Raw genomic sequence first — 15,411 nt, forward strand, 5'->3', positions numbered from 1 at the left:
AGAACTACACAACCTAAAACGGCCGAGCGCGCCCCCTCACCGGTGGCCGGCGGCATCGCGGCGGCCCGACCCGCGGCCGCGTCCGGACCTCAGGGACCTGCCCCGGACGCGGCCGCTGCCGCCTCCGCCCGTTTGCGGCGTTCGATCCGGCTGCCGGAGACGACCGTGACCACCAGGCTCGCCGCGATGATGCCCTCGGCCCAGAAGAACGCCACGTAGTCGATGAGCGAACCGATCGGCGGCGAGCCCGGCGCCGCGTTGCGCATGCCGACGAGCGCGAAGAGGGTCGCGGCCATCCACCCGAGCGAGGGCCACACCATCCCCTGCCGGCCACGGCGGAGCACCTCGGCCCCGGCCAGGACCGCCAGCGCGAGCGCCCACATCGCCGCGATCATGAACCAGGCCAGGATGGAGGTGCTGCGCGTCCTGGTGACGGTGCCCTCCAGGACGGTCGCCCCGGCGCTGCCCGCGGTGCTGGTCGGGTGGACCAGGAAGAACGGGTCGACGTCCCTGAAGACCACGCCCACGGGGACGGCGCCCGAGGTGTCCGAGGCCGCGAACGACACGGCGAAGTGGTGGCGGTCGAAGGGGTAGTCGGTCACGGTGCCGTCGTGGAAGTTGGCCTTCACGGGCTCGGGCGTCGCGGCCTCCCCCGGCGCCGCCCGCAGCTCGGTGCGGTCCGCCGCCTGGACGGTGATCACGGCCTGCCGGCCGAACGCGGAGGAACCCGGCCCCGCGGCGAGGCCACCGCGCGGAACGGGCACGACGTAGAGGGTGAGTTCGCCCGTCCCGGGGTCGATGTCCTGGGAGGTGACGTCCAGTTCGATCCAGTCACCGGCGCCCGGGAGGGCCAGCTCGCGGGCCTGCTGCCGGGTGTTGCGCTCGTTCAGGTACAGCGCGGTGCCGGCCGAGCACAGGACCGCCACGATCAGCAGGGCGAGGACGAGGCGGTTGCCGCGCAACCCGGAGAACCTCACGCCCGCGTGGGCCCGGTCGCGGCGGGCTGCCGCCGGCCGGCGCGGACGACCGGCTCGGAGCCGGCGCCGGCCCGGGCCGCCGGCGCGGCGAGCGCGGCCCCGGACCGCGGGATCGGGGGACGGGACGGCCGGGCGTGCGCCATGGGGCCTCGTTCCGGGTAGGTGTCGGGTTCGGCTCCGCAGGCTACTGACAGGAAGCTCGGGTTCCGGCGCGGCACGCACCGGCCGTTCAGGGGAATCCCGCTCACGGGCCGCAGGCGGCCGCCTCCCCTCCCCCGTGTGCGACCGGCTCCCCGGTGCGCGACCGGGTGGTGGGCCTCGCGCGCCGCCCACCACCCGACCGACCGGGCGCCCACGGGGCGGCCGCCGGGCTCGCGGCCCTCTCCCTGGCCGGAGTCGTCCGCGTCGTCGCCCGGTCGAGCGTCCACCAGGCGCTCACCCCGGGTCGGCATGCTCGGCCGGATGAACGCGACCACCCGGTTCCTGTCCGGCTGCGGCCGCCCCCGGGCGGCATCCCGGGCGGGGCCGCAGGCGCCGCGCTGGGGGCGCGGGCCACCCTGCCGATCGGCGCGGTCGGCATGACACCGAGCTTCCTCCCGGGCTTCGCCGCACCGCTTCGCGGCATGCGCGGGACACCGGAGACCGACAGCCGCGCTCCCGATCCCCCCGAACGCCCGTTCCCCCCGGGGCACCCCGACTACGCTGGCCCCAGTCAGGGCCAAGATCCAACGAGGGGGGACCACCCATGCCGTACGAGATCGGCGCGAAGGTCAGGCTGACCAGGGACGTGCAGCTCACCGCGGACGGCACGGCGGCCGCGATCGGCCTCCCCGGTCCGCTGTTCCTGGCCGGGGGCCTGACGGGCATCGTCACGGACGCGGCGAAGGAGACCGGCGGCGTGACCCAGGACATGCTCGCGGGCGTCGAGCAGCAGATCCGCGCCGCCCGGCTCGACCCCTTCTCCGCCGGCCTGCTCGAGGACCTCCGCCAGCGGTTCATCGGACCGGGGGCGTTCGACGCCGGAGTCGGCGCGCGGATCACCTACAAGGTGCGCTTCGAGAACGGCTTCGTCCTCGGCGGCCTCGAAGAGGCCTGGCTGACCGAAGCCTGAGCCTCCACGGAGGGCGGGGTGACGGCCGTCCGCCGGCGGGCCCGCCACGACCCGGCGGCGCGGACGGGCCCGCGCGGATGAGAGGGTGGGCCCCGTGAACGAGACGATCATGGCAGCCGCCCGGGAACGAGCCGCCGAGCACCGGCGCCGGTTCGACCTCCGCTTCGAGGCCTACTTCGCCGCCCTGCCGGAACGCCTCGACACCCCGCCGCTCAGCCGCTTCACCCCGCGCTGCCTGGAACTGCTGCGGGACCTCTCCCTGCGCGGCGGCAAGCGGCTGCGGGTCGCCCTCCTGTACGAGGCCGCCCGACTGGTGACCACCGACCCGGTACCCGGCCTGGCCGAGGCCGCGCTGAGCATCGAACTGCTCCAGACGCACGGGCTCGTCCACGACGACGTCATCGACGACTCGCCCCTGCGCCGCGGCGGCCCCTCCACCTACTACGCCTACCGCCAGGACTTCCCGGAGGCGGACCGCACCGCCCTCGGCCTGGCCGTCCTGGCCGGGGACCTCGCCGCCTTCCTCGCGATGCGGGTCCTGCTGGACGCGGACGTCCCCGCCGAGCTGCGCCAGGCGATGCTGGAGGTGCAGCTCGACGCCGGCGCCGAGACGGTCACCGGCCAGATCGTCGACCTCGAACGCGACTTCCGACCGGTCCCGGACGAGGAGTTCCTGCACACCGTCTGCGAGTACAAGTCCACCCGGTACTCGGTGCTCGCCCCGCTGCGACTGGGCCTGCTGGCCGCAGGTGAGGACGTGGCCCGCCACGACGCACGGCTGCGCCGGTACGCGACCCTGGTCGGCATCGGCGGCCAGCTCCGCGACGACTACCTCGACCTGTTCGGCGACGACGACACCACCGGCAAGTCCACCGGCGCCGACCTGCGCGCGGGCCGCCGCAGCTACGCGGTGAGCGCCCTGCTCGCCGCCGGGGACGAGACGCAGCGGGCCGTGGTGGAGTCCGCGCTCGGTGACCCGCACTGCCCCGCCGACACGGTCGAGCACATCCGCGAGCTGGCCCGGCTGCTGGGCGTGGACGGGAAGCTCCGCTCCGACATGCGCCGCTGCGCCGATGCGGCCCGCGCCGAAGCCCGGGGCTGGCGCCCGCACTGGCGCGAGGAGGCGGTGACCTTCTTCGAAGGCCTGCCGCTGTCGAACGTGATACCGGGCGAGTGACCGGACGGCCCGGCCTCCCGCGACCGGACGCGCGCGCCGCTGCCAGGTCCGCCCCAACGACCCCGCCGCGGCCTCCGTCCGCCGCGTGACCACGGCGCCGAACAGGCCGTTCGGCTTGCTCTCGAGGGCCCGCCGCCGCGCGCGTACGGTGGATGTACGGCCGGACGGTCGGCCGGTCGGCCGGTCGGCCGGTTGGCCGAGGCCGGTGGATGTACGGCCGGCCGGTTGGCCGAGGCCGGTGGGAGGCACTGCCGGCTGCCCTGCCGCTGCGGACGACCGCACGCCGCGAGGCGGTGTTCCGCTCCCCCACAGGAGGAATGGCCATGCCCGAGCACAGGATCGGCACGCGCGAGGAGTTCGAGGCGGCGCGGGAGGAGCTGCTCGCGGAGGAGAAGAAGCTCACCCGACGGAGCGACGAGCTCGCGCGGAAGCGGCGGGAGCTCCCCTGGGTGCCGGTCGAGAAGGACTACGGCTTCGAGACCGCGGGCGGGACCGAGTCGCTCGCGGACCTCTTCGACGGGCGCTCGCAGCTGCTCGTCTACCACTTCATGTTCGGCCCGCCCTACGAGGCCGGATGCCCGGTCTGCTCCTCGATCGCGGACACCCTCAGCCCCAACGCCGTCCACCTGAAAGCCCGCGACGTGACGCTGATCTGCTCCTCGCGGGCGCCGATCGACAAGCTCCTCGCCTACCGGGAGCGGATGGGCTGGCGCTTCGACTGGGTCTCCACCGCCGGCGGCGACTTCCACCGCGACCTCGGCTTCCAGTACACCGAGGACGAGCTGAGGCCGTTCCTGGAGGGTGACATCCCGCCGACCGTCCGGCAGATGGCGGAGGCCTGCGGCACCGACGTGCTCGGGTACGTCACCGAGGGGCCCGGGCTGAGCGCCTACGCGCTCTCGAACGGCACCGTCCACCGGACGTACGTCACCACCGCGCGCGGCCTCGAGCCCGCCATGGCCTACTACGGCCTCCTCGACCGGACGCCGATGGGCCGCCACGAGGAGGGCGAGGAGACCCACTGGCTGCGCCGCCACGACGAGTACGGGAAGGCCTGAGGCTCGGACCGAGGACCATGTGCACGCCCGCTCCGTCACCACGGCAGCGATCGGCATCGGCCGTGACCCGGAACCAGTTCCCGTTCAGGAGCCCGACTACCGCCGCCCCAACGTTTGGTGAGCGGAAATCAGCTCACCGTGGACCAAGTGCCAAAGGCCTTCGGGGTCCTCGCCGCCCGAGCCATGGCCCTCTGCCGCTCGGGCCTTGATCACCCCCCTGGTCCACGGCCGGCGCCAGGCCCGCGGTGCGCGCGGCGACGCCCGCCTGGACCGCGAAGAGACGGTCCCGCGCCTCCTGGTCGAGCGTGTGGAAGTGGCCGTACGCCTCAAGGGTGACGAAGCCGTGCACGGTGGCCCAGGCCAGCTTCAGGGCTTCCGCCGCGTCCGGCACCAGCGGGCTGCCGAGCCGGCCGCGTTCGGCCGTGTCGGCGACGAGTTCGGCCATGTGCTCCATCGCCCGCCGGCCGGCCGCCACGGTCGGTCCGTCCGGCGGGGCCGCGTACCCGGGCACGGGGGAGCCGAAGATGAGGGCGAAGCGCTCCGGATTCCGCTGCGCCCAGGTGCGGTAGCCCGTGCACGTGGCCACGAAGCGTCCGTCCAGGTCGTCCCGCGGCACGGTCTCGCGGGTCACCGTCAACGCGTCCGACAGGCTGTCGTACGAGTCGGCGACCAGGGCGGTGAGCAGCTCGTCCCGGTCGGCGAAGTAGCGGTACAGCGCGGGCGGGGTCATCCCCATGCTGCGGGCGATGTCGGTGAAGCGGAGGTTCGCGGCGCCGCGCTCGACGATCAGGCCCAGGGCCGCGTGCTTGATCTCCTCCACCGTGTCGGCGCGCAGCCGCTCGCGGCGGCTCCGTCCCCCGCTCCCATCGGTCGACCCACCCGGCATCGCATCTCCATCGGCTCGCTGCGCCCGTCACCGCGTTGACAATCCGTACCCGTCGAGGGAAACGTTACGCCTCATAAGACGCGTTATGAAGCGTAACGCTTTGCCGGGGGACGGAGCCCCTGACGACGTACGGAGGACCACATGTCCCAGGGACTGCGCGAGGACCGGCGGACGGCCGCCGGGAAGAGCGGGCCGCCCAGGTCCGGCCCGCTCGGCCGAATAGCCGGTTGGAGCTTCCGGAACCGGGGCCGCACGGTGCTGCTCTGGCTGCTCGCCGCCGGCGCGGCCTTCGGCCTCTCGGCCGGCCTCGGCGCCAAGTACAGCGCCGACTACACCGCGCCCGGCTCGGACTCCAAGCAGGCCCAGCAGCTGCTGGCACGGGACTTCCCCGGGCTGGGCGGTGAATCGATCAGCCTGGTGCTGGCCTCCGACGGCAGCGTGACCGACGCCGCCACCCGCGACCGGGTCGCGGACCTGCTCGCCCGGATGGCCGAGGTGCCACACGTCAGCGGCATCGACGACCCGTACGGCCCGCGCGGCAAGGTGTCGGCCGACGGCCGCACCGCCCTCGGGCAGATCCACCTGGACGTCGCCGTCGCCCCCGACATGCCGAAGGCCGACACCCAGCGGCTGCTCGACCTCGCCCGCCCCGTCGACGGCGGCGTGCGCGTCCACCTCGGCGGCATGACGGTCCAGCAGGCCGAGCAGGGCGCGATCGGCTCGGAGGGCATCGGCATCGCGGCCGCCGCCGTGATCCTGGTGATCACCTTCGGCTCCGTGGTGGCCGCCGGCCTGCCGATGCTCACCGCGCTCGGCGGGCTCGCGGTCAGCAGCGCCCTGCTGCCGGTCCTCGCCGCGATCATGCCGGTCCCGGACTGGTCGACCTCGCTCGCCGCGATGCTGGGCATCGGCGTCGGCATCGACTACGCGCTGCTGCTGGTCACCCGGTTCCGCGAGTGGCGCGCCGAGGGGCTCGACCCCGAGGCCGCCACGGTCGCCGCACTGGACACCGCGGGCCGCGCGGTCGTGGTCGCCGGAATGACCGTGGTGGTCAGCATGCTCGGCCTGTTCGCGATGGGCCTGTCGTTCATGCGCGGCGCCGCGGTCTCGGCGATCCTCTCCGTGCTCGTCGTGATCGCCGCGTCCGCCACTCTCTTCCCCGCCCTGCTCGGCTACCTCGGCCGGCACATCGAGCGCCTCCGGCTGCCCCTGCCCCGGCGCCGCGCCGCCCAGGGCGAGAGCTCGGTGGGCGCCGGCTGGCTGCGCTGGAGCAGGCTCGTCGAGCGTCACCGCGTCCTCGGTGCCGTCACCGGGGTCGTCGTCCTGCTGGCGCTCGCGGCGCCGTTCCTCGGCGTGCGCTTCGGCTTCCCCGACGCGGGCAACGATCCCGCCGGGCGCTCGAACCGGCTGGCGTACGACACGGTGGCCGCCGGCTTCGGACCGGGCAGCAACGGGCCGCTGGTCCTGGTCGCCGAGCTGGCCCCGGGCACCCCCGCCGACGCGACGGCCTCGCTGCCCACCGCGCTGAAGGCGGTGCCCGGCGTCACGGCCGTGACCCCTCCGGTCCCCGGCTCCGACGGCCGCTCGCTGCTGCTCACCGTCGTCCCGGACAGCGGTCCGCAGTCCAGCGCCACCAAGACCCTGGTCCGCGACCTCCGCGATCACGTCATCCCGGCTGCGGTCGGCCCCGGCGTCCGGGTGCACGTCGGCGGGGCGACCGCCAGCGCGATCGACAGCACCGACAACATCGCCCGCCGCATCCCGCTGCTGGTCGGCGGCGTGGTCACGGTGTCGATGCTCCTGCTCCTGGTGGCCTTCCGCAGCCTCGCCGTCGCCCTCAAGGCCGCGGTGATGAACCTGCTCTCCGTCGGCGCCGCGTACGGCGTGGTCGCCCTCGTCCTCGAAGGCGGCACCGCCGGCCGACTGATCGGCATCGACAGCCCCACCCCGCTGCCGGCCTTCGTCCCGGTGCTGACCTTCGCCGTCCTGTTCGGCCTCTCGATGGACTACGAGGTCTTCCTGGTGAGTCGGATGCGTGAGGCCTGGCTGCGCACCGACGACAACGCGGACTCCATCGTCAGCGGGCTGGCGGGCACCGCACGGGTGATCACCGCGGCGGCGGCCATCATGGTCGCCGTGTTCGCGGCCTTCGTCCCGTCACCCGACCTGCCGATCAAGGTCATCGGCGTCGGCATGGGATCGGCCATCCTGATCGACGCCACGCTGGTCCGACTGCTGCTGGTACCGGCCGTGATGCACCTGCTCGGCCGCGGCAACTGGTGGCTGCCCGCCTGGCTGGACCGCCGCCTGCCCCACCTCCACGTCGAAGGACACACCGAGTTCTACCAGCCCGCGGCCACCGCCGAGGCGCCCCGCTCCCCGGTGGTCGTCGGCTAGTCGCGACAGCGGACCGCGGGCGCCCCACCGGCGCCCGCGGTCCCCCGCCACTCACGCACCAAGCCAGGGCGCACGTGAGCGGTTCCACCACCACACGGGCCGTCAGGCGAATTGCTGGCGAAGGTCGTGAACCACCCGCCGCGCCCGTTCGGCGGACTGCGCCCGCGCGACGTACTCAGCGCGAATGGCTGACAGCGCGGCAGTCAGAAGCCGGTGAGCGCGTCCAGGAGGTCTTGGAGCAGGGCATCGTCGATGGGTGTGCGGTGGGCGAGCTTGTTGCGTGCCCGTCGGAGGGTGCGCAGCCGACCGAACTGCTCATCGGTCAGGGTGATGTCCCGGTGCACGGCCGCGTCGTAGAGCTCGCCGAGTTCCATGGAGGCCAGGTCCGCCGATGAGCCGTTGGCACCGCGCAGGGACTGCCGGACGTAGGTGTTGACGAGTCGGGTGACGCCGCGCACCGCTATGCGCGGAAGCAGCTCGACGAAGCCGACGCGGGCGTCGTCGATGAGGGGCAGGAGAACGCGGTTCTGGGCCTGCCAGACCAGCTTGTCGAGTGCCGCGCCGCCGGAGCGCGGACTATGACGGATCTGCCCCTCCCAGCTGTCGACCAGCCCGGCCGACCACGCCTCGCGCAAGCCGTTCTCAGGGAGCGGCGCGTACGCCGCTCCGGGCGTGCCCCGCCCCTGGGAGCCCGGTTCTCCGGCGTCGTCCACGAGGCAGCACCCCCGCAGGGCGGAAGCCAGGTCACCGATCCTGCCGTTCCATGCCCTGGCCAGCTCCACCGCCAGTCCCAGATCGGGACCGGCCGTCTGGACCACGATCTCGCGGCGCAGGGCGTGCTGGATCAGCTTGGTCGGCGTCATGCGGTTGTGCGCCTGCCCGAAGCCGGGATGCGGAATCGCGTCGGCGACGACGGTCGCCGTGTCGAGGTGATTCCACACCCCCCACCACCAGTGCGGCCTCGACACCGTTCCGTCGAGGAGTCCGATGGTGTCCGTCTCCAGGTCCTGGAGGCGGGAGGCCACCAGCAGCCGCGGACGGTCGCTCGGTTTGAGGCCGGCCTCCTTCACGGCGGCCTGGAAGCGGCGTAGCAGCCGGGAGACCGCGTGCGGGTCCGCCTCGGTCCAGGCGCGGATGACGAGCACGAGCGCGCGGCCGTCCGCGGTGCCGACCAGTTCGGAGACCAGGTCCCCGTCCGAGCCGAGACTGCGGGCCAGGCGCGCGGCGACGTCGATGTCCGGGCCTTCGGCGAACCGGGCGTCGACGTCGATGTCCGGGCCTTCCGCGAGCCGTCCGTCGACGGTGGGTGCGGGCGTCGCGGCCTCGGACGGCTGGAAGCCCCCGCTGCCGAAGACTCCGAACGGGTCCCAGCCGCCGAAGCCGTCGTCGACGTCGAAGGCGTCCTCGAAGCGGTGGCCCCCTGGCCCGCCCCCGGTTCCGAGCGGCTCCCGGGAACTCCGCGCTTCCGGCAGGGCCGCGACCGGAGCCAGGCGCGGAGCCGTCTCCTTGCCGGGAACGTCCACGACGTCGTCCAGGTCGTGGATCACCTCGTCCACGGCCCGGTCGGCCCGGTGCGATGCCACCTCGGCGTCCGGAAACAGCCAGACGCAGGTCAGCCCGGCCCGCAGGTCGGCGAGCACTCCGGCGCAGTGACGGCGTGCGCCCGGAAGGTCCCGGACCACCTCCGGGGACAGCGCGCCGGCCGGACCGACGAGATCCGTCACACCGCCCCGCCCTGCACGCGTGCCACGGTCCTGAGCGCGCGGAAGGTGACGCTGTCCACGGTGAGGACCTCTCCGTCGTCGTCGAGCACCCCGAGCGCCTCCAGGTCCGCCAGCAGCGCCTCGGCCTCGTCCAAGTCGTCGTCGAGCACGACGGCCAGGTCCTGGGGGACGGCGTGGGCCCTGCCCTGCCGGTGCTCCTCCACACTGAACATGTCGGCCCAGCCCGCCATCTGCTCGACGCGGCGGTCGGAGAGACCGACCCTCTGCAGGTGTTTGCGGGCGAAATCGGCCTCGTCCGTCCGGTTCCGCATCGCGTCGAAGAGCCTCTCCCGGGGAGCGCCCTGCAGGTACTGGGCGATGGCCTGCTCGACGAAGGCGGGCCAGCCCCCGGTCACCTCGATCAGGTTGCGGCGCTCCTGGACCGAGACGAACGGCTGCTCCGGCCAGGCCCGCAGGCTGGTCGCGTTCCAGCGCCGCGGCTGCGCCCGGAACACGTCCGGGAAGTCCGGGCCGAGCGCGGTCAACGGGTCGACGACGGCCAGCGCACGCCGGCGCGGGATCTCCTTGCCGTCCTCCTCGGACGCCGAGGCGTACTTGGTGAGTCGCTCGACGACGGCCCGTACGTCCGCCGCGGGAACGCCCCGCAGGTCGACGAAGAGCAGGTGCGGCGAGCGCTCCCGGGCCCACTTGGTGACTGCTTGGCGCAGCTCCGCGGGCGCCACGGAAACGACCTGGCACTCCCTTCCGACGTACTGCTCCGCGGCCTTGCCCAGGAAGTCCGCACCGAGCGCCGCCGAGGCCGTGATCACCGCAGTGCGCCGGGACAGCACCTCGTGCCACTGCTCGTCCGTCAGCGGGCTCATCCGCATGATCCGGCCGTCGTCGTCGATGGACCGGCGGGCGACGCGCGGGTTGTAGTCGTACTTCTGAGTGAACTCGCTGGTGCGCAGTTCCGCTTCGAGCTCGTCGCGGGTGCCGAGCATGTTGACGAGGTTCGGGCTGCGCATGACGAAGCTGTTGCTCCGCCCCGGGAGCGGGAGGACCAGTCCGAGGCCTTCCATCTCCATCAGGTCGGTCCGGACCTCGTCCACGCCGTTCTGCTCCGGGAACCCGTCCGGCCACACCCGGTGCGCCTCCTCCTGCAGCTCCTGGGGCGTGTAGCCGCGGGCGTAGCCCTCCGTGAGACTGCGCAGGGCCAGGATCAGCGTCAGGACCCGGTAGCGGTCCTCCAGGTCGATGGTCAGGCGGAGCCGGTCGCGGATCTTGTCCCGGATGCCTCCGGACTCGACGACCTTCTGCACGTCGGCGTTGGTGATCTGGGGGCGCCCGCCCTCCGCGGACAGGGAGCGGCCCTGCATCTCCTCGACCAGTCCCTCGCAGACGATCTGGACGAGGTTGGCCTGGTTGTTCGTCAGTGCCAGGATGCTCCAGACCAGATCGGGGTTCTCGAAGAACAGCCCGACCGCGGCCAGCGGTTCGACGACCAGGTCGATCGCGGCCTTCGCGCGCAGCGGGCCGACCAGGACCGGCTCGCCGCCGTGCCCCGTGATCGAATTGGTGAGCCGGTTGTAGCGCTGCACCTGGTGCAGACCCGCGAACACGATCTTGAACCGTCGCTCGGTGTCGGCCATCAGCTTCATCAGGCCGGTGAGGGTCCGGAAGGTCGACTGCGCCCCCGCCGTCTCGACCGGCCGGGCGTCCGCGTTGAGGAACGCGTCGGCCTCGTCGGCGAGGAACAGGATGCGGCGCTCCTCGCTCTCGTCCAGCCACTGCTGGACCTGTTCGGCAATGGCGGTGGGGGTGGCGTGCTCGGAGACGCCGCGGTGGAGCACCCCGGCGTCCTTCAGCTGCTGGGCCAGCACGCTCCAGATCTCCTGCGGGAGCCGGCTGAGCCCGATCTCGGCGAACCGCAGGTCCGTGTAGACCGCCACCTGGTTGCCGCCGTGCCCCGCCCGGAAGCTGTCGGCCACCTGCTGGAGCAGTGAGGACTTGCCGAGCTGCCGCCCGCCGTAGAGGAAGAGGCCGCCCTCGCGGGCCATGATCGTGCTCTTCTCGTCGTCGCGGCCCTTGAACACCTCGGCGGCGACCTGGCCGGCCTGGAACGGCTCGTACGGCCGGTACGAGGCCCACGGCAGCGTCACCCGCTGCACCGCGCGGAAGGAGCGGGCCTCACCGGCGGCGATCCAGCCCAACACCGCCGGATCGACGACGATCGCCTGCTGCGGCTTCTGGTGCGAGGCCTGGGCGAGGCGCCGGCGCCCGCCGATGCCGAGCGGCTGCAGGTAGAGGATGATGTTGGCCCCGAGTGCGGACTCGGGCAGGTGGCGCAGCAGGGCGTCGGGGCCGAGCTCCTCGGTGCCGACGATGACGACCCGGTAGACGCCCTTGGCCCGGGATCCGATCCGGGACACGTAGCCCGGGACGTTGTCGCTTATCTCCGCGGTGATCGAGAGCGTCATCACCTGCCAGTCCTTGCGGTCCTGGTCCACCAGCCGGACCGGGCCCTTGACGCTCAGGCCGAGCATCCGCAGCACGCTGGGGACGTGCTTCTGGAAGGAGTTGCGGCGCTCGTTCAGCCGCCCGAGCGACTCCCAGGCCTCCAGGGCGACCGTGACCGCATCGGTCTCCGCCTGACCGGAGCGCCCGCGGGCGTAGTGGCCGAACCACCAGCGCGCGTCGACCCCGGTGCTGCTGGCCTTGGGCGCGTCCGGGTGGCGCACGCCCTCCAGGAAGGCCGCCAGCTCGGTACCGGTCTCCGCGACCTGTTCCGGGATGCGGTCGCCCTTGCGGGCGAAGGAGAGCAGTTCCTCCGCGGTGGCGACGTCGCCGCGGTCGATCAGAGCGCTGATCCGGGCGAGGTCCGCCTCCTCGAGGTTCAGTTCGACCAGTTGCTCGCGCAGTTGGTCCGTCTTCTCCAGCATCCTCTCTTCCAGCCGGGCGACGACCTCCTGCACCTGCTCCAGCAGGCGACGGAACCGCAGGCTCCGGTCCGAGGTCTTGAGGTCGAGGAGCTGGGCCGCCAGCTGGCTCTCCTGCTCGGGGGTGATCAGGTTCTGCAGGCGGACCCGTGCGAAGAGGTCATCGGCCCGGCGCAGGGCTCCGTCGACCCTGAGGCGCCACTGGACCTCGGCGTCCCCGAGCCGGCGCCGCCACGCGTCCAGTTGGTTCGCCTCGAGTGCGGGGAGGACGCCCAGCCGACCCGCTGCCGCGAGGTCGACCAGCCGCACCGCGATGTGCAGGTTGCCGCGGTCGAGGTGGGCGGCGAACGCCTGCCCCGGATCGGCCGGCTCCAGGAACTCCAGCACGGCGTCCAGGGCGTCCGGGGCGGTGAGGTCCGGCGCGTCCTGGCCGTCCGCCCCCGTGGTCCAGGCCAGGCGCGGCAGGACGAGCAGCGCGTCGGTGCCGGGCAGGCTGGGCAGGGCCCTCGAGACGCCCCCGGAGACCCCGGTGCCGATCCAGTCGAGCAGCAGCCGGACCGCTTCGCCGCCGGGGCCCGGAAACAGCGTCGCCTCGCGCGCTGCCCGGAGTGCGGCGACCAGCTCGCTTCCGAGTCGACGGCTGTCGCCGCGCGGCGGCATCTCGGCGACCTGCACCGCCTCGCGCAGCAGCGCCGTCACCTCCCCGATGCGCACCCTCAACTGGTCCAGGGCCGTCGCGATGATCTTGGTCTTGCGCTGGTTGGGCGAACTGACCCTGCGCGTGGTCTCCTTGATGATCCGGTCGATCGCGTCGTCCTCCCCGTACGTGCCCTCCAGGTCCTGACGGAGCTGCTCGGCGGTGGCACCGCCCGCCGACCACGCCGCGATCAGGTTGAGGGTGCGCCCGAGTTCCGCATCGTCCTTGAGAAGCGTCTGGAGTACCCGGGACGCCAGCTGGTACGCCGTCTTGCTCGTCCCCAGACGGGCCTTGAGGGCCGCCGCCCGGTCCCGCAGATCGGCCGGGTCGACGGTGTCGTCCTGCCCGAGCCGTACCTCGTCGCCGGACTGGACGGAGACTCCCCTGCGGATCTCCAGCGCCAGCGTCCGGAAGAGCTCGTTCCAGACCTCGGGCAGGCCGGGGAGCTGGACGAAATCGTTGACGATCGGCAGCGCCCAGCCCGCCTGCAGTCCGCTGCGCACCGCGGCGGCCAAGGCGATGAGGTAGCCGTCGCGGTCCTCCGCGGTCGGCAGCGCCTTGTCCTCGACGCCGATCTGCAGGGTCATCGCCGCCTGCTGCCCCGGGGCCAGCCCGAACGCCGACGTGGCGAAGGCCAGGGACTCGCACCGCTCCGGGCGCTCCCGGGCGGCCAGGGTCAGCCAGTACGCCTCGGCCAGCCTGCCCTCGGCGATCATCCGCTCGACCGGGGAGGAGGTGGCGCCGGTCCGCGTCCAGACATCGGTCGGCTCGACGCTCGCCGGTTCCTCCGCCGCCACGGTGGGCTTCGGCCCGGCCTCGACCGACGCCTGCTTCGGGATGCCGGGCGGGTGGACGGTGCGGGACTCCGTCAACGTGGCTGCCACGACGGCGGGTTGATCGCCGCCCGAGGTGGCGGGGGCGGCGACGGCGGTGGTGACGGGGCTGGTGCCGCCGTTCGGCTCGACCGGCCATGCCGGCTCGGTCGGCCCGGTGGCCGTGTGGGCGAGCGTCGGCGCGGGTCCGGTCGCGCGGTCACCCGCCTCGGGCTCCACCTGTGCGGCTTCCCGGTCGGCCTGCTGCGCCTCGAAGAGCAACGAGTCGAGGGTGTCCGTGAGTTGCTCCGACGTCTCGAAGGCTCCCTCAACCCGCTGCGTGTCTCCCTCGGCCGCGACGGGCACGGCATCCACCCCTGCCGGGGAGGGCAGTTCCTCGCCGGCGGCGCGCCCCGTTGTGTCCGGCTCGGCGGGCTCCTCCGGACGGGCGGCGTCGACCGGGTGGGGCACGGATTGCCGTCCGTCGAGCGCCTGCAGCTCCTGGAGGCGGGCGTCGATGGCGTCGACCTCCACCTGCAGCGCTGTCAGCACACCCGGGTAGCTCACCTGGCCGAGCATGGCAACGAGCCTCTCGCGTTCGGCCGTTGCCGCCGTGATCTCCTCGCCGATCCTCGCCGAGCGGACGTCCACAAGGATCCGGTCGAGGTCGTCATGGGTCTGCTCAGTCGCCCACTCGGCGTCGGCGCCGAGTCCGAGCACCAACTCGGCCACGGCAGCCCGCTGACCGAACCAGGCGTCCACTGCTGCGGACAGGTCGGCATCCCGCCGCCCCACTCCTCTGCGGACATCCACCGCCAGGTCCTCCAGCCGCCCGGCGAGCAACTCCCCTTGCCCGCGCAGGCGGTGCGCAGCGGCTTCGAGCTTCTCCGGCAGGTCGTCGGACACCGAGTTCTCCCCGTCTGCGGCTTCGGATCGCGTGCTGTGCGGGTCCCCGCACCGGGCCTCCCGTGAGGTCGCGCCGGACGCACGCGCCTCCGCCCTGCTCGCACGTCGGGGGCGTTTCGGCTCCGGCCAGTCCGCCGGAGTGGCGGCGGCCTCCCACAGGGTGTCCCAGTGCTCCAGCACGTGGCCGCGTCCGGGTGTGCCCTCGTCGCCCAGCGGATACGAGTGGAGGGCGAGGCAGGCGAGCGCCGGCGGCAGATTCGTCAACGCCGCCCTCAACCGCTCGGTGTCTATGCCCCGCAAGCCCTGTGCCAAGCCCTGCTGACGGACCATCTGGTCGGCCACCTCGCGCCCGACTTCGGCGATGTGGAGGAGCAGATCCGCGGGAGCCTTCGCGACCCAGGAACGCATGCCCGCGGCACTCGCGCGGGCCTGCCGGGTCGGCTCGCCCTTGTATACGAAGGGGCGGCCGTGCGCAACGGTGATGAAGGCGAGCAGACGCTGAAGGGCGTCCGGCGGCTGGCTGGAGAGCCAACGGCGGAGTTCAGGAGCTGGCGGCACGCCAGTCATCTTCACACGGCCGTGAGGCAGTCCGCAGGGGAACCGACCAGTTCAGCAGTTGTTCTTCGGCCCTCAAACATCAGGATTGCCACAAGCTCGCGCGCACGGCCTGGCAGCTGGGGCCAACTACCAGACGCCGGGCAGCCTGGTGAGTGATCATCAGGTCAGGGCACGACGCTTTCGGGGGGTG

At 73.1% G+C, this 15,411-nt stretch carries 8 protein-coding genes; 4 read left to right on the forward strand and 4 right to left on the reverse strand.

Features of this window, described 5'->3' with window-relative positions; translation table 11 throughout:
* Positions 1 to 89: 89 nt before the first annotated feature.
* Entirely contained in the window at positions 90 to 962 is an 873-nt protein-coding gene (locus ACFVHB_RS35870; RefSeq protein WP_380330795.1) for a DUF4436 family protein, read from the reverse strand.
* A gap of 760 nt (positions 963 to 1,722) precedes the next feature.
* Here ACFVHB_RS35870 and ACFVHB_RS35875 point away from each other — a divergent pair.
* From ACFVHB_RS35875 to ACFVHB_RS35885, 3 genes are all read left to right on the forward strand, one after another.
* Positions 1,723 to 2,088 (forward strand): hypothetical protein, encoded by a 366-nt coding sequence (locus tag ACFVHB_RS35875; protein ID WP_380330798.1) that lies wholly within the window; start codon positions 1,723 to 1,725, stop codon positions 2,086 to 2,088.
* Between the two features lie 109 nt (positions 2,089 to 2,197).
* A complete protein-coding gene (locus ACFVHB_RS35880) occupies positions 2,198 to 3,265 on the forward strand; it encodes a polyprenyl synthetase family protein (RefSeq protein WP_380330848.1) in 1,068 nt (355 codons plus the stop codon).
* Positions 3,266 to 3,588: 323 nt separating this feature from the next.
* Positions 3,589 to 4,323, forward strand: a complete 735-nt coding sequence (locus ACFVHB_RS35885; RefSeq protein WP_380330801.1) for a DUF899 domain-containing protein — start codon at positions 3,589 to 3,591, stop codon at positions 4,321 to 4,323.
* 133 nt (positions 4,324 to 4,456) lie between these two features.
* On the opposite strand, the gene ACFVHB_RS35890 is transcribed toward ACFVHB_RS35885, so the two are convergent.
* Positions 4,457 to 5,209, reverse strand: coding sequence for a TetR/AcrR family transcriptional regulator (locus ACFVHB_RS35890; RefSeq protein ID WP_380330804.1), 753 nt, complete (start codon positions 5,207 to 5,209; stop codon positions 4,457 to 4,459).
* Between the two features lie 141 nt (positions 5,210 to 5,350).
* Here ACFVHB_RS35890 and ACFVHB_RS35895 point away from each other — a divergent pair, with 141 nt between their 5' ends.
* Positions 5,351 to 7,606 (forward strand): MMPL family transporter, encoded by a 2,256-nt coding sequence (locus tag ACFVHB_RS35895; RefSeq protein ID WP_380330807.1) that lies wholly within the window; start codon positions 5,351 to 5,353, stop codon positions 7,604 to 7,606.
* A 203-nt stretch (positions 7,607 to 7,809) separates the two neighbouring features.
* Here the strand turns inward: ACFVHB_RS35895 and ACFVHB_RS35900 are convergent, their stop codons facing one another.
* Both ACFVHB_RS35900 and ACFVHB_RS35905 read right to left on the reverse strand, forming a co-directional pair.
* The gene (locus ACFVHB_RS35900) at positions 7,810 to 9,330 is read right to left on the reverse strand and encodes a hypothetical protein (RefSeq protein WP_380330809.1); all 1,521 of its coding nucleotides are present in this window, start codon (positions 9,328 to 9,330) and stop codon (positions 7,810 to 7,812) included.
* Entirely contained in the window at positions 9,327 to 15,221 is a 5,895-nt protein-coding gene (locus tag ACFVHB_RS35905) for a hypothetical protein (protein WP_380330812.1), read from the reverse strand. The genes ACFVHB_RS35900 and ACFVHB_RS35905 overlap by 4 nt, the downstream gene beginning before the upstream one ends.
* Positions 15,222 to 15,411 lie beyond the last annotated feature (190 nt).

This window comes from Kitasatospora sp. NPDC127111, from assembly GCF_042677465.1.
Classification (GTDB): Bacteria; Actinomycetota; Actinomycetes; order Streptomycetales; family Streptomycetaceae; genus Kitasatospora.

Excerpts from the sequence above, each read along its gene's own strand:
- ACFVHB_RS35875 (WP_380330798.1), top strand. The coding sequence starts at position 1,723 with ATGCCGTACGAGATCGGCGCGAAGGTCAGGCTGACCAGGGACGTGCAG.
- ACFVHB_RS35880 (WP_380330848.1), top strand. The coding sequence starts at position 2,198 with ATGGCAGCCGCCCGGGAACGAGCCGCCGAGCACCGGCGCCGGTTCGAC.
- ACFVHB_RS35885 (WP_380330801.1), top strand. The coding sequence starts at position 3,589 with ATGCCCGAGCACAGGATCGGCACGCGCGAGGAGTTCGAGGCGGCGCGG.
- ACFVHB_RS35890 (WP_380330804.1), bottom strand. The coding sequence starts at position 5,209 with ATGCCGGGTGGGTCGACCGATGGGAGCGGGGGACGGAGCCGCCGCGAG.
- ACFVHB_RS35895 (WP_380330807.1), top strand. The coding sequence starts at position 5,351 with ATGTCCCAGGGACTGCGCGAGGACCGGCGGACGGCCGCCGGGAAGAGC.